Here is a 20,900-nt window from a genome sequence, read left to right on the forward strand (position 1 = left end):
CCTGCCCCGCTAGGGCACCGGGGCGGGCGTCCGCATCTACCAGCGAGAAGGAGACAGCACAGTGACCAATACACGTGTTCCCGATGAGCCTGCCTGGGTACGGGATGACCGTACCCGCACCTACTTTGAACGGGAATGGCAGAACGTGCCGCGCACCAACGAGGCCCTGTTCGAGCACCTCTGCCTGCTGGTGTTTCAAAGCGGCCTGTGGTGGTCTACGGTTCTAGCAAAACGGGAGGAGCTGAACCGGGCCTTACACAATTTTCAACCCGACCGTTTGGCTGCCATGGCTGAAGACGATATCAGCGTCTACCTTGAGGGCGATATCGGAATTAGGAACGAATCTAAACTTCGGGCCTGCATCAATAATGCGAGAGTATTGAAAGAGTCTCGGGTAAATCTAGCAGATCTCTTTGCTGAGGCATTTCCAGAGGAATTACTGTGCCCGGGTGCCGAATCGCTCCCCCGCACCACCACTGAAACTGATACCCTGGCCTGTGAGTTACGGGCACTCGGGTTTCAACGCTTAGGGCCGGTGGTGGTATGCGCGGTGGCTCAGGCCGCTGGCTATATCAGGTTAGAAACCCACACGCTTAGCCGGCGTGGTCAAAGTAGGCTTGCACTGCCTGGCTAGCCACCTCGTACCCTGCCTGCTGGTCTTCGAACCCCTTGCTCAACAGGGCAATGGAATAGGTGGTACTTTCGGTTCTAACAACACCGACGGAGTTGATGTGCCATTCGCCAGTATCTTCCTGGATCCAGCCATTTTTAACCGATACGTCGGTGACAGCTTCCCCCAGCACGGTCTGCCCGTATTGGGAGCCCACGCCCCAGGTTTGTGACCAGTCGAGCGGAACCATTTTTTCGAGAAGGAACTGGGCGTCGGTAGCATTGACCCATTCAACGGTATCGATGATGGCACGCATAATGCGTACCTGGTCCTCGGCCCAGGTTTGGTTATCGCCCCAGGTTCCGGCAGATCGGGTCTCTGTGACACCCAGCAGCTCATAGGTCTTATTGAGGGACTGGGCGCTGGCCGTAGATTCCCCGTCGTCAGACCCAAATCTGCGGTAAATCTCAATCGTTGCGTTGTTATCGGAGTAGGTAATGGACGCTTCGACGAGGGCTTTTTCGTCGTCGGTCAGTTCGCGCTCTTCAAAGGCTGCAAGCCTGAGCAGGGTGAGAGAAATGGGGACTTTGACGATAGATGCTTCATACGTCCATTGGTCACCCTTGTGCAAAAAGAGACTGTCGGTAGCGTGGTTATAGACCGCCAGGCTAAGGGTAATGCCGTAGTCTGCTTCAAGCTGGTCTAGTGCCTGGTTGATGTCTACGTCGTGGGCCTCGTTGGTGTGTTCATCACCGGTGGCGGTGGGCTGAATTTGTTCTTCAGCAGGGCCACAGGCAACAAGTAGAGTGCTCAGGGCTAGGGTACCGGTTCCTGCCAGCACTGTTCGGCGGGGCAGGACAGGGGCGGACGCGGGTGCGCCGCTGAGCGTTTCAGGCAGGTTGGCTGTAGACATGCCCTCTAGTGTATTCCGAAAGTATTTGATTTTCCTGTGCGAAAACCACATTTGATAATAAAAAATACCCCCCACTTGTTTTACCAAGTGAGGGATATGTTGCGCGCCCCAGGAGGGAGTCGAACCCCCGACCAAGAGATTAGAAGGCTCCTGCTCTATCCACTGAGCTACTGAGGCTAGCCGCTGTTTATACTATCGATTCCTCGACTAAAAGTCATATCAGACCCGGGAGGGAGTCGAACCCCCGACCAAGAGATTTGAAAACATTTGCGCTCGCAAGTCCACGCTACTCCACATTACACCACGTCAGAATTTGGTTATTCTCGCTATGTGAGAGTTCCACCAGGTCAGAAAGCGATAGTTTTTTGCAAACACTAGATGACCATTAGATGACTTGAAGCCCTAGGCCAGCACGTCGAGCACGTTGGTGACATTCGGAGCTACCTTCTGCTGCACGATGTAGTTTTTGATGGTGACTTCCTCTGATGAGTGGCCGAGCACGGCCGCTGCAACGCTCGCACCAAGGCCGTCTGCCACGATGGTAGCCACGGTGGTACGGGCTGTGTGAGGGGTGACCCACTCGTACTCGGTGCCCTTGAGCTGTTTTCTAAGCATCGCGCGGAAGTTGTGGCCGCCGCGCACAGTGCCGGCGGTTGAGGGGAAGACCCACTCGCACCACTGGCGGCGCTTTAGGAGCATATGAAGGGTGAAGGTGGGTAGGTAGATGGTTTGGGCTGACCCGGCCGACTTCGGCGCTGGGTCCCACACGGTCTTGTTGCCTACCTGCTTGACGGCCCCGTTGATGGTGGCTGTACCTGCTATGAAGTCGAGGTCTTGCCAGCGTAGGCCGAGGGCTTCTGAGATTCTGCAGCCGGTTCCGAGCATGAATTCGAATACCTCTAGTACATCGCCGTGGAGAATGCCGCGCAGGTCTTTGACTTGCTCGGCGGTGAGGGCCTTGGTTACCTTTTCGCGCTTGACGGTGACGGTGGGGACGCCGTCGACTGGGTTTCGCAATAGGGCGTCGTGGAGGACGGCCAGGGCGAAGATGTTTTTGAGGATCATGCGGAGGTGTTTGGCGTTGGTGGCGCCGTGGTCTTTGTGGACGGTGGAGATGAAGGCGGCCAGGTTGCCGGTGGTGGCTTCAATCAGCAGGACATCCCCGATGGCCGGTTGTAGGTAGGAATCGATGAGGTAGCGGTATCGGGTGATGGTACCGGCGGTTTTATCGCCCTTGGCTATGAAGTCTTCCCACCATCGTTCGGTGGCTTCGGCGATGGTGCTTTCGTCGGTGAGGTCGTTGGAGCCGGTGGTGAAGTCTTTGAGCTTGGCGAGGACGGCGCGGGAAGCGTCGGAGCGTGTGGAGGCAGTGGCCTGGAGAAGGCGTATCTTTCCGTCGATATGGCGATAGCGGACGCGGGCTCGGTACTTCTTTTGGGCTAGGCGGGTTATGGTGACTTCTCCATGCTCCCCTAGTTTGAGTCTGCTGGTCATGGGGTCCTCCTGCTCTTGGTCTAGAACATTTGTTCGATTGGGTTTAACTGTAGCTCAGGGTCTGGGCTGGGTGCATTTGTATTTTTAAGTTGGTGCCTGGCCAGGTGAGCCGGGGGGCTGCGCCCCCAATCGGCTAGAGGTTGCGCTAGCGCGAGAGGCTTTGTATTCCCATCCCCCAAAGAGCTCCCGAGGTTTGACGCTGGCTTTCCTCTCCCAGATACGAGAAATAGACCCCCGGTTTCTTCCTTGCAGGAAGTCCAGGCAGTCTGGTCGTATGCATCAAGCCAAGGGAGCTACCCTCGTACATGATTCCTTTGTGGGCCATTCCCGGTACTGGCTCTATCTCAAGTGCTGCAGCTCTAACGCAGCTATCCAGGCGGTTGCTTGTGTTCACCTGAGGTTGCAAGCCTCAAGGCCAGGAATCAAGAACCGTAAAGTAAGAACGTCTTCCTGAATATGTAGCAAATGCTACATATCAAGAACCACAATACACATACACCTGTAGATATTGCAACACAAAAGCACCAAAGCTATGGTGAAAAATCAACAATCCGATACAATAAACCCATGACCATCCCCAACTGGACACTCCAAGACCGCATCAGAAAAGCCCGCGAACACGCCGGGCTCAAACAAGCTGCGCTCGCTGAGATGATTCCAGTGGCCCGCAATACGCTTAGCCGGTGGGAGTCTGGAGCATTCAAACCGTCTGGTGACGACCTAGACCGCCTGGCAGAAATAACGGCCGTTGACCGCACCTGGCTAGAGACTGGAATCGAACCAGCTACCACAGGCGACCTGCCCGCCTCGCTCACGGTTCGATGGACGCCCGGCGGTATCGAGGTAGACCAGTAGATTTCTAGCCCCTCAGAGGGCAGCAGAAAGCCCCGGCCCACTCGCGTGGGCCGGGGCTTCGTATTTATCTTCTATGCCTTGGCGTCAGCTTCAGCGATTTGGAGGCTAGCGTAATACTGCTCAGCTTCGGCGTCCTCATTGAATTCGAGGACGTCACCAGCAATGCTGTCCAGCGCTGCATGAACTTCGGCCGGGGTGGCGTAGAAGAACTCTCGGCGCAGGTTCACGCGGTTTACGCGCTGCTGGGCGAAAGCCTCGTGGAGCTGGCGCTCTACGTCAATGGCGTCTTCGGTGAAGAAGAGGGCGTGGACGTCAAACCCGAAGGGTACAGAGGCGTCCCCTAGCTCTCGCACGCGGTCCATTGGATCTAGGCGGCGGGTCATGCCAATCTTGACCATGCGCTGACCGAATGAGCCAATGTTGGAGATGACGTAGACATAACCGGCACGGGTGTTGGCCTTGCGATAGTCGACATCCGCAATGCCAGCGTCAATCTGGTCAAGCTCAGCCTGGATCTCGGCGATACGTTCAGAATCACCGGTAGCCTGAATGCGGGCTAGAACATTCTCGAAGTGCTTGCGCTCCTTGAGCAGGGCTTTCTTCTTTGCTTCCATCTCGGCTTCAGCCTGAGCTTGCTCACGCATAGCCTCACGGGCCGCCCGCTGCTCTTCCTTCTCAATCTCCCTGGCTTGCTCAATCTGGCCAGCAATCTCAAGCTCCTGCCCCTTGAGGCGCTGGTACTCGTAGCTGATTGAGATATCCAGGGGTTTGGTTAGCCGTGAGATGGCGTCGGCTGCCTTGCCGATTTTGTCAGCGCTAGTCTGTACGTTTTTCGCGGTCACTGACTTGATGATGTTTTCAGCCTCAGCGTTGAAGCAGCGCAGAGCCAGGCGGGCGATGTTCTTCTTGAGCTGTTTAGCCTTACCCGCTGCTGAGGGCAGGGGCTCATCTTCATCAGCAGATACGGCCATACCGCTGGAAGCAAGAGATTTCATCTCATCTCGAAGCTGTCGCAGATCAGTCTTGAGCTCAGTGTAAGACGTTGCGGGGTGCGCGAAATCTTCTAGGGATAGAGCCAGCCGGACGTACCGGTTCTCAACTTCGGGAGTCTCGGCAATCAGGCTCTGATGGTAGGCATTGAGCTTGTCGACACTCTGCTGGGTCTGTTCTACAGCCTTATCAAGCTCCCAGACCTCGGCACCGCCGTGGGAATCAAGAAAATGCTGAAGGTGCTGGTTGTGCCCCCGGAGCCGGTCTAGCTCCTGATTGAGAGAGACAATCTCCTCGGCCATCTTGAGGATAACGTCGTTTTTCTTGCGGGTGAGGCTGGTGAAATGCTCCGCGACCATTGCCGGCGATACGGAATCTGAAGGGTAAGGCTGTTGTGTCATGAGGTGCTCCGAGGTGAGTAAGGAATCAAGTCTTTTGCTTTTTTATAAGAAGCATGGCGGCTGTAGTAGTGCCACAGCAAGATCGCAGCAAAGGGGGCGCAGAGTAGAACACCACCCGTAGGTATAGTCACTACCGAACAGAAAACCAAGAAGTAGCCCCAAATGAGCCAGCCTTTCCCAGGCAGATGGGCATTTCTCATCTCGACTTTTGGCGCATAGGAAAGATAAACATCCGGCGTAATAGGTGGCCTCTCACCAGGCTTAAGCTGGAATCTTTCTGGCTCGTATTTCATACAGTCCTCGCGTAGGTGTAATGATGAATCGCCCCCAGGCATCGGGGGCAACGTGATTAAACTTTACGATTAACCGCGCTTGCATGCGGCACGTTACACGCAAAAGAAGCCCGCCACCTTTCCCGGTGGCGGGCTTCCCCATCGCTCTCCAGTCCCCTAGGCCACTTCATCTAGTTCGATGAGTTCGACTCCGTGCGCTCGTACCCAGGCGTTGAGGAGCCGGTTGGTGATGCCTAGCTCGCGGGCTACTTTGGCGCCGTCGTCGGGGTACATGGTGGCTGCTTGGCGGAAGGCTGCCGGGTCGATGAGCAGTTCAGCTGCTTGAAGGTCTCGCTTGGCTTCGATGGACGGTGAGCTGAGCACGTGCAGGTAGGGTTCGTCCCCTGCTATGACGTGCATGAGGTCGTGGGTGATTGCGCAGCGCTCTTGTGTTTGGGATAGGCGGGTGTCGACGATGATTTTCGCTCCGTCCCAGTAGGCGTGGAGTCCGCCGGCTAGTTTGCGGTAGACGATGGGGACGCCGAGTTCTTCGGCGAGGGTGTAGGGGTCTTTAGTCGTCGATGTAATCAACACCCTTCTCCTCGTCTGTTTCGTAGGCGGCTAGGGTGTAGCCGTCGCGGGTGGCGGGGACCCATTCGCCGGCGGAGTTGTAGCGACCGGACGGACGCTGGGGTTCGGCTTGTTCTTGCTGGGCCAGGACGGCACGCTCAGCACGGTCAATCACACCGGTTGGAGATACTTCAAGAGCACTACAAATTGCTTCGAGCTGATCTAAAGTCAGGGATCCTTGATTGTTCCTGATAGTCTTCGAGATTTTTGCCTGACTCATGCCGGTCAGTTCTGCCAATCGGGTCTGGCTAATCCCTCGTCTGCCCATAAGAGCACGGATTTCTGAGTTCACAGCGTTGCTAAATTCTGTCGCTTGACTACTTTTGCTTGTTCCCATAGGTGAAAATTTACCACAGACGAAAATTATTATGAAAGATGTTGCAAAGTCTTTCCATTTGGAATAATCTTGTTTCCTGAAAGGAGGTCACCATGACCGAGAATGCCAAGGTTGCCGAGAGCATTGACCAACTCATGTACTTCCAAGGGAAGTCAACCAAAGACCTTGCCGAACTTCTAGAAGTGAGCGAGTCGCGAGCCAGCCTATTGCGCAATGGCAAATCGGAACTGAAGCTCAACCAGTTCTTTATCATTGCCGATTGGCTACAGGTGTCCATGAATGAGCTTCGTGCAGGGTTCCAACTGGTACCTAGAGTGGCTTAGATTTTTTACCCCACACTTTCCAATTGGAATAATTACGCTCGCCGACCACCGTCGTCCGCCCCGTCCCCCGAAAGGAAAACCTATGGCATGGCTAAAAATTGACATCCCGCCCTCAGTCGTATTCCCAGACACACCAAAGACAGAACCCTTACAAGCTATTGACGCTCTTGCCTCAGTCATCACGCAGACCACTACAGAGCTCCAAATAGTTGGCTCCTGGCCAGAACCCATGAAGTCAAAACAGGGTGAAGTCCTAGCTAACAACCTCTGCCACGTAGCTCAGCAACTTCTCGCTCTAGCTTCTGAATTCGCTGGTTCTGCGCAGCAAGCACCTGAAGAACCCGCTCCAAAGCAGTAGCAGCTGACTGGGCAGACCCGGAGCTACGCACGGCCGCAATATCCGCCTGCAAAGAAATCATCGGGTCGAAACCAGGAACCTGAAACATAAAAATCCAATCGCCAAAGAGCCCCAGCCTTTGGGACTCGCCTCAAGTATCTCGTTAACCCGCCCGGCACGGAAAGACCTACCGCCGGCGTCCGCCCCACTCGAAAGGAAAACCAATGGCAACCGCGTCTTTCCCCGCCGAATTGCGCCTGTACTCGCGCAGTGAGGTCTGTGGAATCTTCGGCATCAGCGGTGAAACACTGCGCCGCTGGGTCAAATCAAAAACCTTCCCGCAACCAGTGATGATTGGCCGGGCTCCCAAGTGGACATACGCAGATATCCAAAAGGGCATCGAGGACCGTAGGGCGGGCGCGTAATGAGCGAGCCACTGAAGCAGTACATCTGGGAAGCCGTACCCGGCGCGACATCGCCCGAGACGGCGTCCTCCCTGGTTATGCGGCGCGTTCGCCCCGTCACCGGCAAGGACGTTCTCGAAGCCTTCCGCCCGCTGGGAGTGGCAGCCGTAGGCGCGCTGGACGCCCTAGCCGGGTTCATCACAGACGTTGCCGCCGCGCTCCGCGAAGCCCTCGACGGCGCTAAAACCACCACGCAGAAAGACTTCGCCCTCGCATGACCCGCATTTACAAGGTCGAAGTTCACTGCCCCATCTGCGACTGGTACGCAGGCGACTGGGCCCCGAACCAGCTAGGGCTAATACCTGTAGAGGAAGCCCTCGAAGAGCTGGCAGCAGAGCACGTAAAGACTGTTCACCCCCTAGATTTTGAGAAGAAAGGCCAGGCCAATGGCTAAGACCGGCACCGTCCACGAGCGTGTGGGCATTGTGATTACCCGCGAGGACACCCCCCGCACCCTCGATTCACGCGAAGTTCAGTACCCCGATTACAAGGACGCTAAGCGCCGCTCTGAGGCGCGCCGCGCAGCCGTCGACTACGCGCTGACCCGTGCATTGGAGCCCCGTTCCCCCATCACTATTGACTGGGCCACCAACGAGGTTTTTGCCGCTGAGGGTGGCTGGACTCGCCAGATTGCTACATTCACCACCGAGCAGTATCAGATTGACCGTCCAGTGATGGAGGCGGCGTGAAACTGAAAATCTGGCTCGCTCTCTTTGCCGTTTTCGCTGTGCTGGCGCTGGCAAACCCTGGCCAGAATAACGGGGGCACTTTCGCGGTAATCCTATTGGTTGGCGTGCTGGTCTACTCCATGCCCACCCTGGCTAAGGAAGAGGACATGCAATGAGCCTGCCTGCCCCGCGTATCACCGAGCAGCGGTTCTGGATGGGCCTACGCGCCGACCACCGTATCCGCGGGCTCAAGGCCCAGCGCGAGATCAGCTTTGACCGGCTGTTTCGGGAGCTGGCAGAAGTCGCGGTCGGCATGCGGGCAGAGGCTCACCAGGTCGACCAGGTGCTAGCCGCCTACCGCCGGGAGCACGGCCTGACCGCTGAGCAGGTCCGCGCTGAGCGCCGCAACCGCCCGGCCTGGCCCCGCTGGTAGCCCCCCCGTCGCTCCCGACTGTTACCGAAATCCCGAGTTTTTTGTCGAAAAATTTCCCGCAAAGTGTCCACCACCGAAAGACCACCCCAATGACCACCATGAAAATCACCGAGTACGACGTCAGCTCAGTATTCGCCAACCCCCACAACGTCCGCGACAATCTGGGCGCACCAGAGGGTGTTGACGAGCTTGCTGACTCCATCCGACGCTACGGCCTCATGCAGCCGATTGTGGTGACCGCGCACCCCACCCGTGAGGGTGATTTCATGCTGATTGCTGGGCACCGCCGCCTAGCTGCGGCTAAGAAGGCCGGGCTTCTGACTATCCCCGGCATCTTCACTGACCAGTTCGAGGGTGACGGCGAACAGATTGCTGCCATGCTCACCGAGAACCTGCACCGCGAGCAGATTACGGCCGTTGAAGAGGCACGCGCTGTGCAGGCCATGCTTGATTTGCCCGGCTTCACCGTGGAGAAGGTGGCGACCGCTATCGCGAAATCACCCTCGACCGTGCGCCGCCGCGCCCAGCTTCTGGGAGCCGGTGAGCGCGTCCTTGATGCGGTCAAGGAGAAGAAGATTGACCTCTTCCAAGCCGAAGAAATCGCCAAGTACGCCGCTGAGCCCGAACTGGCTGAGAAGCTAACCGAAGCCGCGGAATCCGGTAGCGATTGGAATTGGCAGAGCGCCCAGAAGCAGGCTGAGAGCGTGCTGGAGTGGCGGACGCTTGGCCCCAAGGTTTACGACCACCTGGTGAAGCTGGGCTATGACTTCCTTGAAGCGGAAGAGGCCAAAGGCTCTGCTTTCAATCGTCGCTACCCCTCCTATGAGCTGCCCGGGTTATCTGCCATCCCGGACGAGCTGCTACAGCTAACTTCCCGTGTGATTCCCCAGGATGTGCTGGACGAGCACGGCAAAGACGGTCTGCGCCCTTACCTGAATAATTCACACCGCACCGTTGAGTGGTACACCCCGGCCCCGGTCAAGGAAGAAGCCAAGAAGCCTGAACTGACCCCCGAAGAAATCGCAGAGCAGGAAGCTCGCGAGAAGGTCAAGCTCGCCCTGCGCGTCGAACACCCAAAGTTCAAGGAGCACCTTGAGAATCTGGCTGGTCAGCCGGGCAAGCTCAAGGGCACCGCGCACGGCGCTCTAGTGGAGGTTATCTGCAACTTCGGGTACGAGCTGCCTGACATGCTGACCGTGCTGGGTATCGATTTCGACCCCAACGAGCCCAACAAGGGCGATGTGTACCGGGACGCCGTAGCCGCTAAGAGCCTAGACCAGTTGGCTTACGCGCTCTTCATGACCCAAGTAATCCACATCGGTGATAAGGGCACCAACGACCTTTACACCCTAAACCGCCACAACCCCAGCGGGCATGGCAAGCACACCAACCGCAAACTTAACGCCCTCGAAGCCGTCTACGGTATTGAGCCCTCCGAGGCTATCAAGCAGGCCCGGGCCTACTGGGAGCCCGCTCTGCCCGGCACCGAGACTGAAACCGCGTCCGCCGTCGTCGTAAATGATGAGGTGGAATTCTAATGGGGTACGTTTACCGCGATCCTCGCCGTGCTGAGAATCAGCCCACGGTGGCCCCTGAGCCCGCGCCTGCGCCGTCCGCGCCCACAGTGCCCGTTCACCCAAAAGTGAAAGCTCTACTGGATGACCAAAAGGCCAAAATCCTTGAGCTCGAAGCTGAGAACGCCGTTTTTGGGAAGAAGCTGAGGCTTCAGACCGTAGCTGAAGCTAAAGCCCAGGAAAAAGCTAAGGCTCTGCAAGGTGAGCTGGATTCGGCCCGCGCTGAGCTCACCGCGGCGTCCGAAAGCTATGACACCCTAGCCTCGGTCAATCAGAACCTGCAAGAAGCCGTAACCCAAGCCACCGAGCGGGCAGAAAAAGCGGAGCAGGAAGCCCGGCTCGCTCGCGCAGAGGCCGACTCTCCCAGCGCAGTCAAAGCCATTGAAGAGCTCCTTGAAGCAGAAAAGCAGAATACCGCCAAGCTCACCAAGCACATCACCGGCCTCAAAAGCCAGCTAGGGCGAGCCAAGCAGCGCATCGGCGCCGTCCACCAAGAATACGAAGCTCTGCTGGAAGGCCAGGACGACGGCACAGTCGCGGTCATCAGCGCCGAGGGCATCGAACTGCGTGGCCCCTACACCGAAGCCACGGTCGAAGATATAGCCCACACACTGGACCTCGCTTTCAAGCTCTTCGTGCAGGAAGGAAGCAATGCCAACATTCGCACAGCTCTTAGCTGAAGGCTTCACCGTCGTCTTAGTAGCAGCTCTGCTCACCGGCCTGCTCTCCATAGCCTGCGCTGTCGCCCTTGACCCAGTCCGTCCTTTCGGGGAAGCCGGTACAGACGCCGCAACACGATTCTTCACGCCACCCAACGAAAGAAAAACCAATGAATCATCAGAACGCAATCATCTCGATAACTCTGACCGTAGGCGAGAAAGAAGCCGAAATTACGGTGGACCGTTCAAACCCCGACCAGACTACGTGGACTGTGATTTGCAAGGAATGTTCCCAGGAGCTCGGGACCTATGACCGCGCTGACCTCGCAGTAAAAGATGCAGACAGCCACCTACAGCATGCCGACTGCTCATGATGACCCGCTACTGCCGTCACTGTAAAACAACCTCCGGCCACTACAGCGCCGACCACGACTATAAGGAGACCCCTATGACCGAGAAAACCATCACTCTCTACACCAAATCCACCGGCTGCCAGCCCTGCAACCTGACCAAAAGGAAGTTCGTAGACGCCGGCATCGCCACCAAAGGAGACGACGGGCAGCTCACCTCAGCAATCGAGGGCGTCGATCTCAAGGTCTACGACGTAGACAAACCAGAGAACCGCGAAATCGCAGAAGAGCTCGCTCACGAAGGCATTACGTCGGTGCCCTTAGTCCGTCTCAACTTCGAGCTCACCCCCGAAGACGACAGACCCCGCGACTACTGGCGCGACTTCCGACCAGACCTCATCAGCGCCCTAGCCGACCAACTCACCGAGGAATAACCCCATGACCCAAGAAATCCAACTCTTCAACTTCAACGGCCTCCAACTCCGCGCCCTCTACAAAAACGGCGAACCCTGGTTCGTAGCAGCAGACGTCGCCCGCGTCCTCGAATACCGAACCGCAAACGACATGTTCCGCGGAATCGACGACGAAGACAAAGGGTACGAAAAAGTGCGCACCCCCGGCGGACTACAAACCATGACCATCGTCAACGAATCAGGCCTCTACACCGCCATCGTCCGAGCCAACGCACCACGAGCCAAACCATTCCGCCAATGGGTCACACAAGAAGTCCTCCCCACCATCCGCAAAACCGGCCAATACCAAGCACCCCAAGGCCAAACCCTCGAACAGCGCTCGCTGGCGGTTCTGCAGGAACTGATGGCCAAGGTCGATGAGCAGCAGGCTCAGATTGAAGCGGCAAAGCCCAAGGTTGAAGCCTTTGAGGATTTCTTGAGCGCTGAGGGTTCGTGCTCAGTGGGTGACGCGGCCAAGATTCTGCAAAGAGCGGGTATCGATACCGGCCCCAAGCGCCTATTTGACTACCTAAACGATGAATTGGGCTGGACTTACCGTCGCGCTGGTGAACGCCATATCAAGCAGACCGCTATCGAGCGGGGCTACCTCACCGCCAAAGCCCAGAGCTACTACGACCAGAATGAGGGCGTCCGGAAGGTCGCCACGCCTCAGATTCGAGTAACCGCCAAGGGCCTGACTCGACTACGGGAGCTCATGCTCCCGCCCATTGAAGATTTTGCCCAGCTAGAGAGCTAAGAGGAGAAAGAGATGAAGAGACCGGACATCGTGTGGAAGAAGATTGCCCAGGCTACCGAGGGGCTGGCCGTCACTGAAGAGTCTGACCCTACCCTGACTGCTGAGGAACGCGAGGACTGCAACCTGCAGATCAAGCGGCTGCAGCGTCAGTGGGCGGCCGCTGCTGAGGCTCAGGGCAAGCTGCTGGCTGGTGGTAGCCGATGACCCAAACATCTGAGGAAGACATGACCGGCTTGCTGCACCGCAGGTACTCAGGCCGCAACCAGGCAGGTCTACCACGCTACATCGCCGCCTCACAAGTCCTTATGGCCAGCCCAGGCAAGGGCATACGACGCGCTGACTTTATCGCCCTTGACTCGCAGACAGAGGAAGTCTGGAACGAAAACAAGGACATGTTCGATCGCCACCGCCCGCCTGTTCATGGCTTTGAAATCAAAGTTTCCCGCACAGATTGGCTTAGTGAGCACAGAACTGCCGGGAAGAAATCAGAGCTATGGCGCTCCTACTGCAACTACTGGTGGCTAGTGGTTCCGAACCCAAATATGGTCAAGCCCGAAGAGCTGCCGGAAGGCTGGGGGCTACTTGCCGGTGTTAAGAGACTCCGGGCGGTTATAAAACCTGCGCGGGTAGACGCCAGGCCGCTGGACGCTGAACTTGTTCTGATGATTGCCCGCTATTCACAAAGGAGAAAGAAATGACCCGCCGTGCCCCTGCCGTCGGGTGGGTAATCTTGCCTGCTCTGCTCTTACTGGGTGGGTGCGTGGGTACTGCCCCGGCGTCCGCACCCGCTGTTACCGAGTCCGCCCCTGCCCCTGTGGCGGGGGCAACCCCCAAACCCAAACCGTCCATGAAGTTCCACTACACCTCCCGTGAGCCTGTCATTGGTGCTTACATCACCACGGACGGGACACCCCGGGCTGAGCGTGACGGGTGGTCGACCGGGTCCACCGGTACCGAGCACATCTGGTACGCAAGCGGCGAGGAAACTGATGCCTTGCTGATTAGCTCCACCAAGACCGTCACCCGCATCGTCTGGGTGCTGCCCGATAGCTCCCAGCGCGTCCAAGAAGGCGATTTGACCTATTACGACCCAGAGACAGGGATCTACGAGTGACAAAGATTTACACAGCAAAAGAGCTAGCTGATATCTCGGAGGACCCGGCCACTATCGAAGCAGCGCTAGGGGAAATCACCGCTGAAGCTCACGCCGCCGCGATTACAGGAGAACGCTGCTTCTCCTTCCCCATTGGAAGGCTTGATCATTCAAACGCCCCAATCATCAAGCGCCTTGGGGAACTCGGCTACAAGGTAGATATTTTCCCAACCGGCCAGCTCGGAAGAAGCAACGTGCGTATCAGCTGGTAGCCATACCTAACCCCTAAATCGGAGACCCCTAATGAAAATCCTTCTCGCAATCCTCGCCTACATCATCGCCTTCGCCATCCTCGCGCTCACAGGGATAACTATTGAAGCCCTTGGGGCTTGGCTCTTCGCCTGGCAAACGAGGGGGGCTGTTTTTACTCCTTTCGCTATCACCGGCGCAATGGCAGGAGTTCTCGCTTTCCTTGCGGTTATGGGCACCAAAACCCGATAAGCCACCGCGGCTAAATCAACCATCTGACCTGAGAAAGGACCCCACCAATGACCCCTATCGACATCATCCAGCTGATTCTTGCGCTCCTTACCTTTGCGGCAATTTCAGCAATGTTCCTAGCCCTAGTGGCAGCCAGCAGGCGACTTCGCCGCAGGGTAAGCCAATACCGCGAAAAGCTGACACAAAACCTCCAGGAAGCAGAAGCCCAAGCCTGGGAAGAAGGCTTCACCCAAGGAGCCGCCTACTACTACGAAGGCAACAAAACCCCAGCTGACTTCACCGAAACAGCCACCAGCCTCAACCCCTACAAGGACCAAGCAAGAAAGGACAACGCATGACAACCCTCACCGTCAACACCAGAGACTTCCAAGACGCACTCACCGCGCTCGCCCCCTTCCTCTCCAAAAACGGCAAAGACAAGGACAGAGTAGAACGCGGCGAATTCGTCCTCTGCACTATCGCGTCCACAGGCCGACTGCTCCTAACGGCTTACCAAAACTCAATCTACTGGGCCATCGCCACGGTAGCCCTAGAGAACTTCGACGGAGAAGTCACCGATTTCGCCATCCACTACTCCGACATCGGAGTAATCACCGGCGCATTCCCCAAAGCCCGCCTCGACGATTCCGTAAGCCTCACCATCGAGCACTACAACTACGAATCCAAGAAGCTACAAGGCGACAAACTTGTCACGGAATACAAACGAGACACCCGAATCCGCCTAGACGAAGTCGGCCAACTATTCGGATCCCGCTCAGCCCAATTCGCCGGAGTCGACGCCCGCTCCCACTCAGCAGCAGAGATGTGGGCCCAAGCCGAAGGAGTCCTCAACAAGGTAAGCGGAACACCCCCGCACCTCTTCGAACCACAAACCCTCAAATACTTCGCCAAAGCCGCAAACATCTATGGGCCAATGATCGCCGCATACACCAACGTCATAATCGTCGCCCGTGCCAAGAACTTTGTAGGCTGCGCCCCACTCCCCGTGAAGCCAGACGGCTACACGCCCCCACCACACACCAAAGAATGGGCACAATTCATCGCCCACGAAATACCCCTAGCGCCGGACCACACCGTCTACGCAGCCTAACAGCCAAACCCCACCAGCCAACAAAAGGAGCCCAACCATGCACAACCACAAAACCAACCACCGCGCTCGCGGGGGTAAGTAAGTGGCTTGGATGAAATGGTCTGACACCTCGTCAGACCACCCCTCTTTTGCGAGGCTCTACAATCTGCCCTACTGGACTCCTGCCCTGCGCCGGGAACTCACCGGCTTTCTCTTTCACTGTGCAAGCCACAGCGCGCAGCACTTCACCGACTACTTCATCGAAGAAGGTGTGGTAAAGCGCGAGGGCGGTCTCGAACCTGACTCCGAGAAGGTCTTTGAACAGAACTGGGAGAGGCTGGCCGACGCTGCCCTCAAGGTCGGTTTCTTCACCGGAGTCTATAAAAACGAGGAAGGACAAACTGCCTATAAGCTCATTGAAGATTCAAACGATTTTGTCCACATCATCCGTAAGGACGAAGCCGAGTGGAACAAGGGCCGCGACCGCGATCTAAACGACCCTATCTTGAGAGGCAAGGTCCGTTTGCGCGATGGCGACCAGTGCCGCTGGTGTGGGCTTGTCGTAAATTTTGACGCCCGAAACACTGGCAGAGCTGGCACCTATGACCACGTCAACAGCATGGTTGTAGCTAATGGCGACCCCAGCAAGATGGTGGTCTCATGCCGCGGCTGCAACCAAACGAGAGGTAACGGCAAGCACTGGGATAAACCCCTGCGCCCCGCTCCGGTTAACCCTTACTACAGTGAATCCACCGTCGAGACTCTCAAGAAGTGGGGCTTCCACGTGAACCCCACAACCCCGCCCATCTTTGATGAAGAAGTTGAACCGGCCCCCTCGTCGACTCCTAGCGTCGAGCCTGAAACCGAGGCTCCACTAGTTGAATCCGAGGACGCAACGGCTCCTTCTTCCAGCTCCGGCTGGTCCCCGGTTGAGCCGGGCGCGGTCGAGCGAACCGTCGAGCCTGAAACTCTGGCTCCGGTGACCGCTCCCGCGCCTACGGCTCCCGATGTTGACCCCGTCGAGCAAATGATGAGCGAGTGGGACATCATGCTGGCCGTTGGAGAACAGGAAGAGGAGCTAGCCACCTCTCAGGGCTCCCCGGCCGACTCGCCCCGTCAAGACGCCCACGAGCGTCCGCCCGCCCCGCAAAACCGCGCCACAGGGCGTATCAGCCGCTCCTCTGGCAGAGTTCAGCCAGACTTCTACAGAAAACGACAGAAACGAAGTGGCGAGAGTCTGGACGTTCCGGGACGGGACGGGTCGGGACGGGCAACCAACCTTACCCAAGTACAAGCTGAAAAAACCTCAAAAACTGAAGAACCCGCTAAACCCAAGAGGAAAAGGCGAGGAAGAAGAAAGAAGAAGACCAATGAAAAGTAAGCAGGTATGGGATATGGGAAGGGTGAATAAACCTCCGAAGCCCTTGCCCAAAGACACTGTGCCACCGTCCTTTGCCATGACCGCCGCTGAGCTTCGAGCCCGGGAAATCAACGCCTGGTCTGAAAAAGATTTCCAGCAGCGCGTCATCAACCTTGCCGAATCTCTGGGCTACTCGCTGATCTACCACACCCACGACTCGCGCCGTTCTCAGCCTGGCTTCCCCGACCTGGTGCTGGTGAACGCCCGCGCCAAGCGTGTGCTCTTCCGTGAGCTCAAGTCAGCAAAGGGGCGCATCTCCCCTGACCAAAAGCGCTGGGGTGAGGGCCTGCTGCAGGCCGGGGCTGACTTCAATTTCTGGTACCCCAAAGACTGGGCCAGCGGAAAAATTATGGACGACCTGAAAGGCGGCAAGCGTGCCTGAACACAAGATTGATGACCCCACTTGCGGGTGCTATGGCTGCATTGCGGAATGGGAAGTGAAGTCAATCGCCAGAGACTCCCTCGCGCTGCTTGCCCAGGAACGCGTCCGCGTTGATCTCGTCGCACCCGACGAAATCGGCAAGCGAACCCCGCCCGTTGAACTTCCCCTGTTGCTCCAGCTCAAGATGGCAGCCGAGGACAAAGGAAGCGAGCGCGGGTCGTCTGGTGCTCGGCGGTCTGGTTTGCCGGTGGATTTGGTGGCTATGGAGTTGCTGGAGGGTGTTGGCCGGGGTTTGCATGTTGATGCTGTGGAGCTGGGTGCGCGTGATGAGCTGAGCTCTGAGGATTTGTTCGTTGATGCTTTGGCTTTGCTGGGTGTGGTGGGGTCTGTTGATCCTGGCGTGTTGGCGTCGCGTGCTGTGGTGTGGCGTGGCTGGGTTGCTCAGATCCAGGCGTATCTTGCGCCGGAGCGTCGGACGCCGGTGCCTGGTGTGTGCCCGGCTGAGGGGTGCGGGCAGGCTGAGTGGTTCTCCTACGATGAGGACGGTGACGCGGTGAGCTCCCCGGCCTTGATGGCTTTGTGGGAGGGTGACCGGGTGGACGCGGTCATGTGCTCGTGCTGCTTCGCCGTGTGGCCGCGTGCTCAGCTGTGGGAGCTAGGTCAGACGTTGGGTCAGGGCTTGGACTGGAGGACGCTTGCGCGGCCTGAGTAATTGGTGTTATCCTGGTCTTGCTGTGGTGAAGTGTATCTAAAAGCACTTCACGTAAATGATGGAAGCCCCTCGCTTGTGCGTGGGGCTTCTGTCGTTTAAGCAGTCTGGCTCAAGTGGTCTGAGCTTGCGGATTTCCCTTTTGGTGTTTTGGTTGACACGAGCGAGGCTTCCGGCGTCGTTGCCTGTGACGAGGTGGCGGCGCCGGTGGCTTGATAGGTGCTGTGGTAATTGGCAACCGGCCGGGCTCTGAACCCGGAGTTGCAGGTTCGAATCCTGCGCGCCTAGCTGGGCATGCCCTCTAGTTTGATTCACACAAATTCTTGAACAGTTTCTACGGATTCAAAGCATGCGGGGGCGTGCCTATCTTTTAGTGAAAGGCAGTCAGTGGCATGAAGTTAGTGCTTGATAATGGGCAGGAAATCGAGCTGGAATCAGACCTTCCAGAGACCGCGAAGGCCACTGATGTAATCGTGGGTATGAGCGTGGTGGACTTCGAAGAAGATGAGGAGTACATGCACCTTGGCTCAAGCCCTGGTTCTTCCTCAGCGGCAAGGCTGGGGCTCGGCGCTTTCCTGTATGCGGTACTTGCCCCGGAGCGTATCGATGACGTGGAAGAGTAAGAGCTCGCGCACCACGCCGTTGCCGCCTGATTGGTGGCGGCGTCGGGCGATTGTTCTCAAGCGCGACGGTTATCGCTGCGTTCATATACGTGAGGACACCGGGCAGCGTTGCATTGAGAAGGCTACCGATGTGGATCATATCGGTGAACCTGATGACCACCGTATTCACATGCTGCAGAGCCTTTGCTCGTGGCATCACAATCAGAAGACCGGTTCACAAGGTGGTCGGCGGGTGCGTCAGAAGAAATCTTCGCCGGTTCATCCGGGGTTGATTTCTGGCTGACCCCCCCCTTGGGGGGTCCCCCCGCCCCTGCGCGAGCCCCTCCCCGCTCCGTTCTGGGTCTCGCGCTGTGTACGGGTCTGGGGGAATTGAGTTTTTGCTAGTGAGATAGTGTTTTCGTGGTTTGGTGAGGGGGTGTTTTCCCTATGGCTGGTGTTGGTCCGGCTCCTAAAAAGGATGCGATTCGGCGTAATAAGAGGCCGGAATTTACTCAGCTGCAGCAGGACGGTGAGATTCGCGGAACTGATCTGCCTGAAGGTGTACTCGGTGAAGATTCTGAGGGTAAGCCCATTGAGTGGCACCCGATGACCCGGCGCTGGTGGGAGAACTGGCGCACTTCACCTCAGGCTTCGCGCATGCTCTCCGACCCCGACTGGGATTACCTGCTTGACACTGCACTGATTCACCACAATATGTGGCGCAACGGCCGCTGGGATTTTGCCTCTGAAGTGCGCCTGCGCGTGGCCAAGTTCGGGGCTACCCCTGATGACCGTAACCGCCTGCGCGCTGAGATCGTGACTATCCCTGAGGTCGGGGACGTCCGTCCTGAGGATATTCCAAATCTTTCGGCTGTGCGTAGTCGTAGGAAGGCGTTTCTGGAAGAAGAGGAGTAAGGCGTGGCTCGCACTCTCATTAAGCCTGCTGGGGCCAGTCCTCGGCGCTCGCTGGGCTTTCTTGCCTGGTGGTGGATTGAGACTTTCGTGGTCAACGGCCCGGGCGATGTGCGCGGCACGCCGGTGCGTCGAGGGGATGAATTCGGTGGCTTTATTGTCGATTGCTATGCGCTTGATGAGCACGGTGACCGCCTGGTCGATTCGGCCTTCTTCTCCCGCCCTAAGGGCTGCGATAAATCCGGCCTTGGCGCGCACCTGGCGCTCTTCGAGGCATTTGGCCCCTGTCGCTTCGCGGGCTGGGCTTCCGGCGGTGAATGCTACGAATTCCTAGGCCAGCGGTACTACTACGAGCCGGGCGAACCGATGGGCCGCCGCGTGGTTGACCCCATGATTCGTATCATGGCCACCGAAGAAGGTCAGACCGGCAATACCTACGACAACATTTACGTGAACCTGACCGAGGGCCCGCTCTCCGCGCTCGCCGCTGAGGGCATGGACGTCGGGCTGACCCGCGTGAAACTGCCTGATGGTGGCGATATCGTCCCCACCTCATCCGGTGCTGCATCAAAGGACGGCGGTAAGGAAACCTTCGTGGTCTTTGACGAGACCCACCTCTATAACCTGCCCCGCCTGCGTGATATGTATGCCACGGTCAAGCGAAATCTCAAGAAACGCGCTAAGGGCGCTGGCACCTGGTACCTGGAAACAACCACCATGTACGCCCCGGGTGAGGATTCAATCGCTGAGCAGACCTACAACCTGGCCCGTAATATCCAGGACGGCAAGTTTCGTGGCCGTCAGCGCCTGCTCTATGACCACCGCGGCTCTCAGCTCTCTGACCTGAGCGACATCAACGCTCTGAAGGAAGCGATTATCGAATCCTACGGCGAGGCCATGGAATGGAATTCGGTTGAAGCAATCATCGATGATATTTACGATCCGCGCTCGACCGTCAATGACTCCCGCCGCTACTTCCTCAATGCCCTGGTAGAAGGCTCGAACGCCTGGCTCCGCCTGGACACCCTGGAGAAAGCCACCAAGGACCTACCCGAGAAATGGGGCGACCTAGTCAAAGATGGGGAAGAAATCACCCTGGGCTTTGACGGCTCGCTCACTAATGACGCCACCGCCTTAGTGGCCTGCCGCGTCTCAGACGGCTTGCTCTTCCCACTTCGCATTGAGGAACGCCCCGACGGACCCGAAGCCCGAGACTGGCGCGTGGACGAGAAAAAGTTTGACGCAGCAGTCCGCCTGGCCTTCCAGAGATTCACCGTCGTCGGCTTCTTCGCTGACCCGCCCTACTGGATGGACTGGCTCGATAAGTGGGAGCGAGACTTCGGCGAAGAGCTTCGCGTCGCAGCAGGTGCCGGCTCAAAAATCGCTTTCTATACCTCGCACGATACAAAGATGCACTTCGCTCTCCAGCGCCTCAAGACCGCCCTTGATACCGGGCGCGCAAAAATCCTTCCGAACCGCCGACTAGTCAGGCACTTTCAGAACGCTCAGAAGTGGACGCGCTCGCGCAATATGGAGGTCATTGGTAAGGAGTCGCAGAAGTCCCCGCGCAAGATTGACGCGGCGGTCGCTGCCACTTTGGCTTTTGAAGCCAGAGCAACTTTCGTCAAGAAGGGCGACGTTGAGAAGCCCAAGCAAACTTTCGTACCCCGCCGAATCTACTAAAGGAGGTCCC

At 57.5% G+C, this 20,900-nt stretch carries 32 protein-coding genes and 2 tRNA genes; 28 read left to right on the forward strand and 6 right to left on the reverse strand.

The genetic code is table 11. The features are described 5' to 3' along the window. Positions 1-61 precede the first annotated feature (61 nt). Positions 62-634: a DNA-3-methyladenine glycosylase I gene (locus L7A20_RS10805; protein WP_237186124.1), complete on the forward strand. Its 573-nt coding sequence runs from the start codon at positions 62-64 to the stop codon at positions 632-634. On the opposite strand, the gene L7A20_RS10810 is transcribed toward L7A20_RS10805, so the two are convergent. From L7A20_RS10810 to L7A20_RS10820, 3 genes are all read right to left on the reverse strand, one after another. Then, on the reverse strand, positions 594-1,523 hold the full coding sequence (locus tag L7A20_RS10810) for a serine hydrolase (protein ID WP_237206510.1): 930 nt from the start codon (positions 1,521-1,523) through the stop codon (positions 594-596). The genes L7A20_RS10805 and L7A20_RS10810 overlap by 41 nt on opposite strands. Positions 1,524-1,627: 104 nt before the next feature. Continuing rightward, positions 1,628-1,700: transfer RNA gene (locus L7A20_RS10815), tRNA-Arg, on the reverse strand. A gap of 225 nt (positions 1,701-1,925) precedes the next feature. Continuing rightward, entirely contained in the window at positions 1,926-3,017 is a 1,092-nt protein-coding gene (locus L7A20_RS10820) for a tyrosine-type recombinase/integrase (protein ID WP_237223530.1), read from the reverse strand. Between the two features lie 567 nt (positions 3,018-3,584). Here L7A20_RS10820 and L7A20_RS10825 point away from each other — a divergent pair. Continuing rightward, the gene (locus L7A20_RS10825; protein ID WP_237223531.1) at positions 3,585-3,872 is read left to right on the forward strand and encodes a helix-turn-helix domain-containing protein; all 288 of its coding nucleotides are present in this window, start codon (positions 3,585-3,587) and stop codon (positions 3,870-3,872) included. A 71-nt stretch (positions 3,873-3,943) separates the two neighbouring features. Here L7A20_RS10825 and L7A20_RS10830 read toward each other — a convergent pair whose 3' ends face one another. The 3 genes from L7A20_RS10830 to L7A20_RS10840 all read right to left on the reverse strand — a co-directional run bounded on the left by L7A20_RS10830 (position 3,944) and on the right by L7A20_RS10840 (position 6,457). Continuing rightward, positions 3,944-5,263: a DUF4041 domain-containing protein gene (locus tag L7A20_RS10830; protein ID WP_237223532.1), complete on the reverse strand. Its 1,320-nt coding sequence runs from the start codon at positions 5,261-5,263 to the stop codon at positions 3,944-3,946. Positions 5,264-5,712: 449 nt separating this feature from the next. Then, positions 5,713-6,126 (reverse strand): ImmA/IrrE family metallo-endopeptidase, encoded by a 414-nt coding sequence (locus L7A20_RS10835; RefSeq protein WP_237206503.1) that lies wholly within the window; start codon positions 6,124-6,126, stop codon positions 5,713-5,715. Beyond that, positions 6,107-6,457 carry a helix-turn-helix domain-containing protein gene (locus L7A20_RS10840; protein ID WP_237223533.1) on the reverse strand — a complete coding sequence of 117 codons (351 nt, stop codon included), beginning with the start codon at positions 6,455-6,457 and terminating at the stop codon, positions 6,107-6,109. The genes L7A20_RS10835 and L7A20_RS10840 overlap by 20 nt, the downstream gene beginning before the upstream one ends. Positions 6,458-6,594: 137 nt before the next feature. On the opposite strand from L7A20_RS10840, the gene L7A20_RS10845 reads away from it, so the two are divergent. The 26 genes from L7A20_RS10845 to L7A20_RS10970 all read left to right on the forward strand — a co-directional run bounded on the left by L7A20_RS10845 (position 6,595) and on the right by L7A20_RS10970 (position 20,890). Then, complete coding sequence (locus L7A20_RS10845; RefSeq protein WP_237223534.1) at positions 6,595-6,825, forward strand: helix-turn-helix domain-containing protein; 231 nt, start codon at positions 6,595-6,597, stop codon at positions 6,823-6,825. 561 nt (positions 6,826-7,386) lie between these two features. Then, positions 7,387-7,587, forward strand: coding sequence for a helix-turn-helix transcriptional regulator (locus L7A20_RS10850; protein WP_237205738.1), 201 nt, complete (start codon positions 7,387-7,389; stop codon positions 7,585-7,587). Continuing rightward, the gene (locus L7A20_RS10855; protein WP_237223535.1) at positions 7,587-7,844 is read left to right on the forward strand and encodes a hypothetical protein; all 258 of its coding nucleotides are present in this window, start codon (positions 7,587-7,589) and stop codon (positions 7,842-7,844) included. Before L7A20_RS10850 ends, L7A20_RS10855 begins: the two co-directional genes overlap by 1 nt. Then, positions 7,841-8,020 carry a hypothetical protein gene (locus L7A20_RS10860; protein WP_237223536.1) on the forward strand — a complete coding sequence of 60 codons (180 nt, stop codon included), beginning with the start codon at positions 7,841-7,843 and terminating at the stop codon, positions 8,018-8,020. The genes L7A20_RS10855 and L7A20_RS10860 overlap by 4 nt, the downstream gene beginning before the upstream one ends. Then, the gene (locus tag L7A20_RS10865; protein WP_237206494.1) at positions 8,013-8,315 is read left to right on the forward strand and encodes a hypothetical protein; all 303 of its coding nucleotides are present in this window, start codon (positions 8,013-8,015) and stop codon (positions 8,313-8,315) included. The genes L7A20_RS10860 and L7A20_RS10865 overlap by 8 nt, the downstream gene beginning before the upstream one ends. Continuing rightward, entirely contained in the window at positions 8,312-8,470 is a 159-nt protein-coding gene (locus L7A20_RS10870) for a hypothetical protein (protein WP_237223537.1), read from the forward strand. Before L7A20_RS10865 ends, L7A20_RS10870 begins: the two co-directional genes overlap by 4 nt. Continuing rightward, entirely contained in the window at positions 8,467-8,727 is a 261-nt protein-coding gene (locus L7A20_RS10875; RefSeq protein WP_237223538.1) for a hypothetical protein, read from the forward strand. The genes L7A20_RS10870 and L7A20_RS10875 overlap by 4 nt, the downstream gene beginning before the upstream one ends. A gap of 89 nt (positions 8,728-8,816) precedes the next feature. Further along, the gene (locus tag L7A20_RS10880) at positions 8,817-10,265 is read left to right on the forward strand and encodes a ParB/RepB/Spo0J family partition protein (RefSeq protein ID WP_237223539.1); all 1,449 of its coding nucleotides are present in this window, start codon (positions 8,817-8,819) and stop codon (positions 10,263-10,265) included. Further along, positions 10,265-10,981, forward strand: coding sequence for a hypothetical protein (locus L7A20_RS10885; RefSeq protein ID WP_237223540.1), 717 nt, complete (start codon positions 10,265-10,267; stop codon positions 10,979-10,981). The genes L7A20_RS10880 and L7A20_RS10885 overlap by 1 nt, the downstream gene beginning before the upstream one ends. Before the next feature lie 149 nt (positions 10,982-11,130). Next, on the forward strand, positions 11,131-11,334 hold the full coding sequence (locus tag L7A20_RS10890; protein ID WP_237223541.1) for a hypothetical protein: 204 nt from the start codon (positions 11,131-11,133) through the stop codon (positions 11,332-11,334). A 74-nt stretch (positions 11,335-11,408) separates the two neighbouring features. Next, complete coding sequence (locus L7A20_RS10895) at positions 11,409-11,744, forward strand: hypothetical protein (protein ID WP_237205746.1); 336 nt, start codon at positions 11,409-11,411, stop codon at positions 11,742-11,744. Positions 11,745-11,748: 4 nt separating this feature from the next. Next, positions 11,749-12,519 (forward strand): phage antirepressor KilAC domain-containing protein, encoded by a 771-nt coding sequence (locus L7A20_RS10900; protein ID WP_237205747.1) that lies wholly within the window; start codon positions 11,749-11,751, stop codon positions 12,517-12,519. 12 nt (positions 12,520-12,531) lie between these two features. Beyond that, positions 12,532-12,723, forward strand: coding sequence for a hypothetical protein (locus L7A20_RS10905; RefSeq protein ID WP_237205748.1), 192 nt, complete (start codon positions 12,532-12,534; stop codon positions 12,721-12,723). After that, positions 12,720-13,217, forward strand: a complete 498-nt coding sequence (locus tag L7A20_RS10910) for a hypothetical protein (RefSeq protein WP_237223542.1) — start codon at positions 12,720-12,722, stop codon at positions 13,215-13,217. Before L7A20_RS10905 ends, L7A20_RS10910 begins: the two co-directional genes overlap by 4 nt. Further along, positions 13,214-13,633 carry a hypothetical protein gene (locus tag L7A20_RS10915; RefSeq protein ID WP_237223543.1) on the forward strand — a complete coding sequence of 140 codons (420 nt, stop codon included), beginning with the start codon at positions 13,214-13,216 and terminating at the stop codon, positions 13,631-13,633. Before L7A20_RS10910 ends, L7A20_RS10915 begins: the two co-directional genes overlap by 4 nt. Then, the gene (locus L7A20_RS10920; RefSeq protein WP_237223544.1) at positions 13,630-13,884 is read left to right on the forward strand and encodes a hypothetical protein; all 255 of its coding nucleotides are present in this window, start codon (positions 13,630-13,632) and stop codon (positions 13,882-13,884) included. The genes L7A20_RS10915 and L7A20_RS10920 overlap by 4 nt, the downstream gene beginning before the upstream one ends. A 31-nt stretch (positions 13,885-13,915) precedes the next feature. Next, a complete protein-coding gene (locus L7A20_RS10925) occupies positions 13,916-14,113 on the forward strand; it encodes a hypothetical protein (protein WP_237223545.1) in 198 nt (65 codons plus the stop codon). Between the two features lie 47 nt (positions 14,114-14,160). Further along, positions 14,161-14,451, forward strand: coding sequence for a hypothetical protein (locus L7A20_RS10930; protein ID WP_237223546.1), 291 nt, complete (start codon positions 14,161-14,163; stop codon positions 14,449-14,451). Beyond that, positions 14,448-15,203, forward strand: coding sequence for a hypothetical protein (locus tag L7A20_RS10935; RefSeq protein ID WP_237223547.1), 756 nt, complete (start codon positions 14,448-14,450; stop codon positions 15,201-15,203). The genes L7A20_RS10930 and L7A20_RS10935 overlap by 4 nt, the downstream gene beginning before the upstream one ends. A 91-nt stretch (positions 15,204-15,294) precedes the next feature. Next, positions 15,295-16,563 (forward strand): HNH endonuclease, encoded by a 1,269-nt coding sequence (locus L7A20_RS10940; RefSeq protein ID WP_237223548.1) that lies wholly within the window; start codon positions 15,295-15,297, stop codon positions 16,561-16,563. 43 nt (positions 16,564-16,606) lie between these two features. Further along, the gene (locus L7A20_RS10945; RefSeq protein ID WP_237223549.1) at positions 16,607-16,984 is read left to right on the forward strand and encodes a VRR-NUC domain-containing protein; all 378 of its coding nucleotides are present in this window, start codon (positions 16,607-16,609) and stop codon (positions 16,982-16,984) included. Beyond that, entirely contained in the window at positions 16,977-17,696 is a 720-nt protein-coding gene (locus L7A20_RS10950; RefSeq protein ID WP_237223550.1) for a hypothetical protein, read from the forward strand. The genes L7A20_RS10945 and L7A20_RS10950 overlap by 8 nt, the downstream gene beginning before the upstream one ends. Positions 17,697-17,909: 213 nt before the next feature. Beyond that, positions 17,910-17,981: transfer RNA gene (locus L7A20_RS10955), tRNA-Gln, on the forward strand. Positions 17,982-18,085: 104 nt separating this feature from the next. Then, the gene (locus L7A20_RS10960; protein WP_237223551.1) at positions 18,086-18,316 is read left to right on the forward strand and encodes a hypothetical protein; all 231 of its coding nucleotides are present in this window, start codon (positions 18,086-18,088) and stop codon (positions 18,314-18,316) included. A gap of 426 nt (positions 18,317-18,742) precedes the next feature. Continuing rightward, positions 18,743-19,210, forward strand: coding sequence for a hypothetical protein (locus L7A20_RS10965; RefSeq protein ID WP_237223552.1), 468 nt, complete (start codon positions 18,743-18,745; stop codon positions 19,208-19,210). 3 nt (positions 19,211-19,213) lie between these two features. Next, positions 19,214-20,890: a terminase large subunit gene (locus L7A20_RS10970; protein WP_237223553.1), complete on the forward strand. Its 1,677-nt coding sequence runs from the start codon at positions 19,214-19,216 to the stop codon at positions 20,888-20,890. The last annotated feature ends 10 nt before the right edge of the window (positions 20,891-20,900 follow it).

Origin of the sequence: Rothia nasimurium, assembly GCF_928381415.1 — a bacterium.
Classification (GTDB): Bacteria; Actinomycetota; Actinomycetes; order Actinomycetales; family Micrococcaceae; genus Rothia; species Rothia nasimurium_H.

What these genes read in the sequence shown, in the direction of transcription:
- L7A20_RS10810 (WP_237206510.1), bottom strand. Translation starts at nt 1,523, where the DNA reads ATGTCTACAGCCAACCTGCCTGAAACGCTCAGCGGCGCACCCGCGTCC.
- L7A20_RS10820 (WP_237223530.1), bottom strand. Translation starts at nt 3,017, where the DNA reads ATGACCAGCAGACTCAAACTAGGGGAGCATGGAGAAGTCACCATAACC.
- L7A20_RS10825 (WP_237223531.1), top strand. Translation starts at nt 3,585, where the DNA reads ATGACCATCCCCAACTGGACACTCCAAGACCGCATCAGAAAAGCCCGC.
- L7A20_RS10830 (WP_237223532.1), bottom strand. Translation starts at nt 5,263, where the DNA reads ATGACACAACAGCCTTACCCTTCAGATTCCGTATCGCCGGCAATGGTC.
- L7A20_RS10845 (WP_237223534.1), top strand. Translation starts at nt 6,595, where the DNA reads ATGACCGAGAATGCCAAGGTTGCCGAGAGCATTGACCAACTCATGTAC.
- L7A20_RS10850 (WP_237205738.1), top strand. Translation starts at nt 7,387, where the DNA reads ATGGCAACCGCGTCTTTCCCCGCCGAATTGCGCCTGTACTCGCGCAGT.
- L7A20_RS10855 (WP_237223535.1), top strand. Translation starts at nt 7,587, where the DNA reads ATGAGCGAGCCACTGAAGCAGTACATCTGGGAAGCCGTACCCGGCGCG.
- L7A20_RS10860 (WP_237223536.1), top strand. Translation starts at nt 7,841, where the DNA reads ATGACCCGCATTTACAAGGTCGAAGTTCACTGCCCCATCTGCGACTGG.
- L7A20_RS10865 (WP_237206494.1), top strand. Translation starts at nt 8,013, where the DNA reads ATGGCTAAGACCGGCACCGTCCACGAGCGTGTGGGCATTGTGATTACC.
- L7A20_RS10875 (WP_237223538.1), top strand. Translation starts at nt 8,467, where the DNA reads ATGAGCCTGCCTGCCCCGCGTATCACCGAGCAGCGGTTCTGGATGGGC.
- L7A20_RS10880 (WP_237223539.1), top strand. Translation starts at nt 8,817, where the DNA reads ATGACCACCATGAAAATCACCGAGTACGACGTCAGCTCAGTATTCGCC.
- L7A20_RS10885 (WP_237223540.1), top strand. Translation starts at nt 10,265, where the DNA reads ATGGGGTACGTTTACCGCGATCCTCGCCGTGCTGAGAATCAGCCCACG.
- L7A20_RS10890 (WP_237223541.1), top strand. Translation starts at nt 11,131, where the DNA reads ATGAATCATCAGAACGCAATCATCTCGATAACTCTGACCGTAGGCGAG.
- L7A20_RS10895 (WP_237205746.1), top strand. Translation starts at nt 11,409, where the DNA reads ATGACCGAGAAAACCATCACTCTCTACACCAAATCCACCGGCTGCCAG.
- L7A20_RS10900 (WP_237205747.1), top strand. Translation starts at nt 11,749, where the DNA reads ATGACCCAAGAAATCCAACTCTTCAACTTCAACGGCCTCCAACTCCGC.
- L7A20_RS10905 (WP_237205748.1), top strand. Translation starts at nt 12,532, where the DNA reads ATGAAGAGACCGGACATCGTGTGGAAGAAGATTGCCCAGGCTACCGAG.
- L7A20_RS10910 (WP_237223542.1), top strand. Translation starts at nt 12,720, where the DNA reads ATGACCCAAACATCTGAGGAAGACATGACCGGCTTGCTGCACCGCAGG.
- L7A20_RS10915 (WP_237223543.1), top strand. Translation starts at nt 13,214, where the DNA reads ATGACCCGCCGTGCCCCTGCCGTCGGGTGGGTAATCTTGCCTGCTCTG.
- L7A20_RS10925 (WP_237223545.1), top strand. Translation starts at nt 13,916, where the DNA reads ATGAAAATCCTTCTCGCAATCCTCGCCTACATCATCGCCTTCGCCATC.
- L7A20_RS10930 (WP_237223546.1), top strand. Translation starts at nt 14,161, where the DNA reads ATGACCCCTATCGACATCATCCAGCTGATTCTTGCGCTCCTTACCTTT.
- L7A20_RS10935 (WP_237223547.1), top strand. Translation starts at nt 14,448, where the DNA reads ATGACAACCCTCACCGTCAACACCAGAGACTTCCAAGACGCACTCACC.
- L7A20_RS10940 (WP_237223548.1), top strand. Translation starts at nt 15,295, where the DNA reads ATGAAATGGTCTGACACCTCGTCAGACCACCCCTCTTTTGCGAGGCTC.
- L7A20_RS10960 (WP_237223551.1), top strand. Translation starts at nt 18,086, where the DNA reads ATGAAGTTAGTGCTTGATAATGGGCAGGAAATCGAGCTGGAATCAGAC.
- L7A20_RS10965 (WP_237223552.1), top strand. Translation starts at nt 18,743, where the DNA reads ATGGCTGGTGTTGGTCCGGCTCCTAAAAAGGATGCGATTCGGCGTAAT.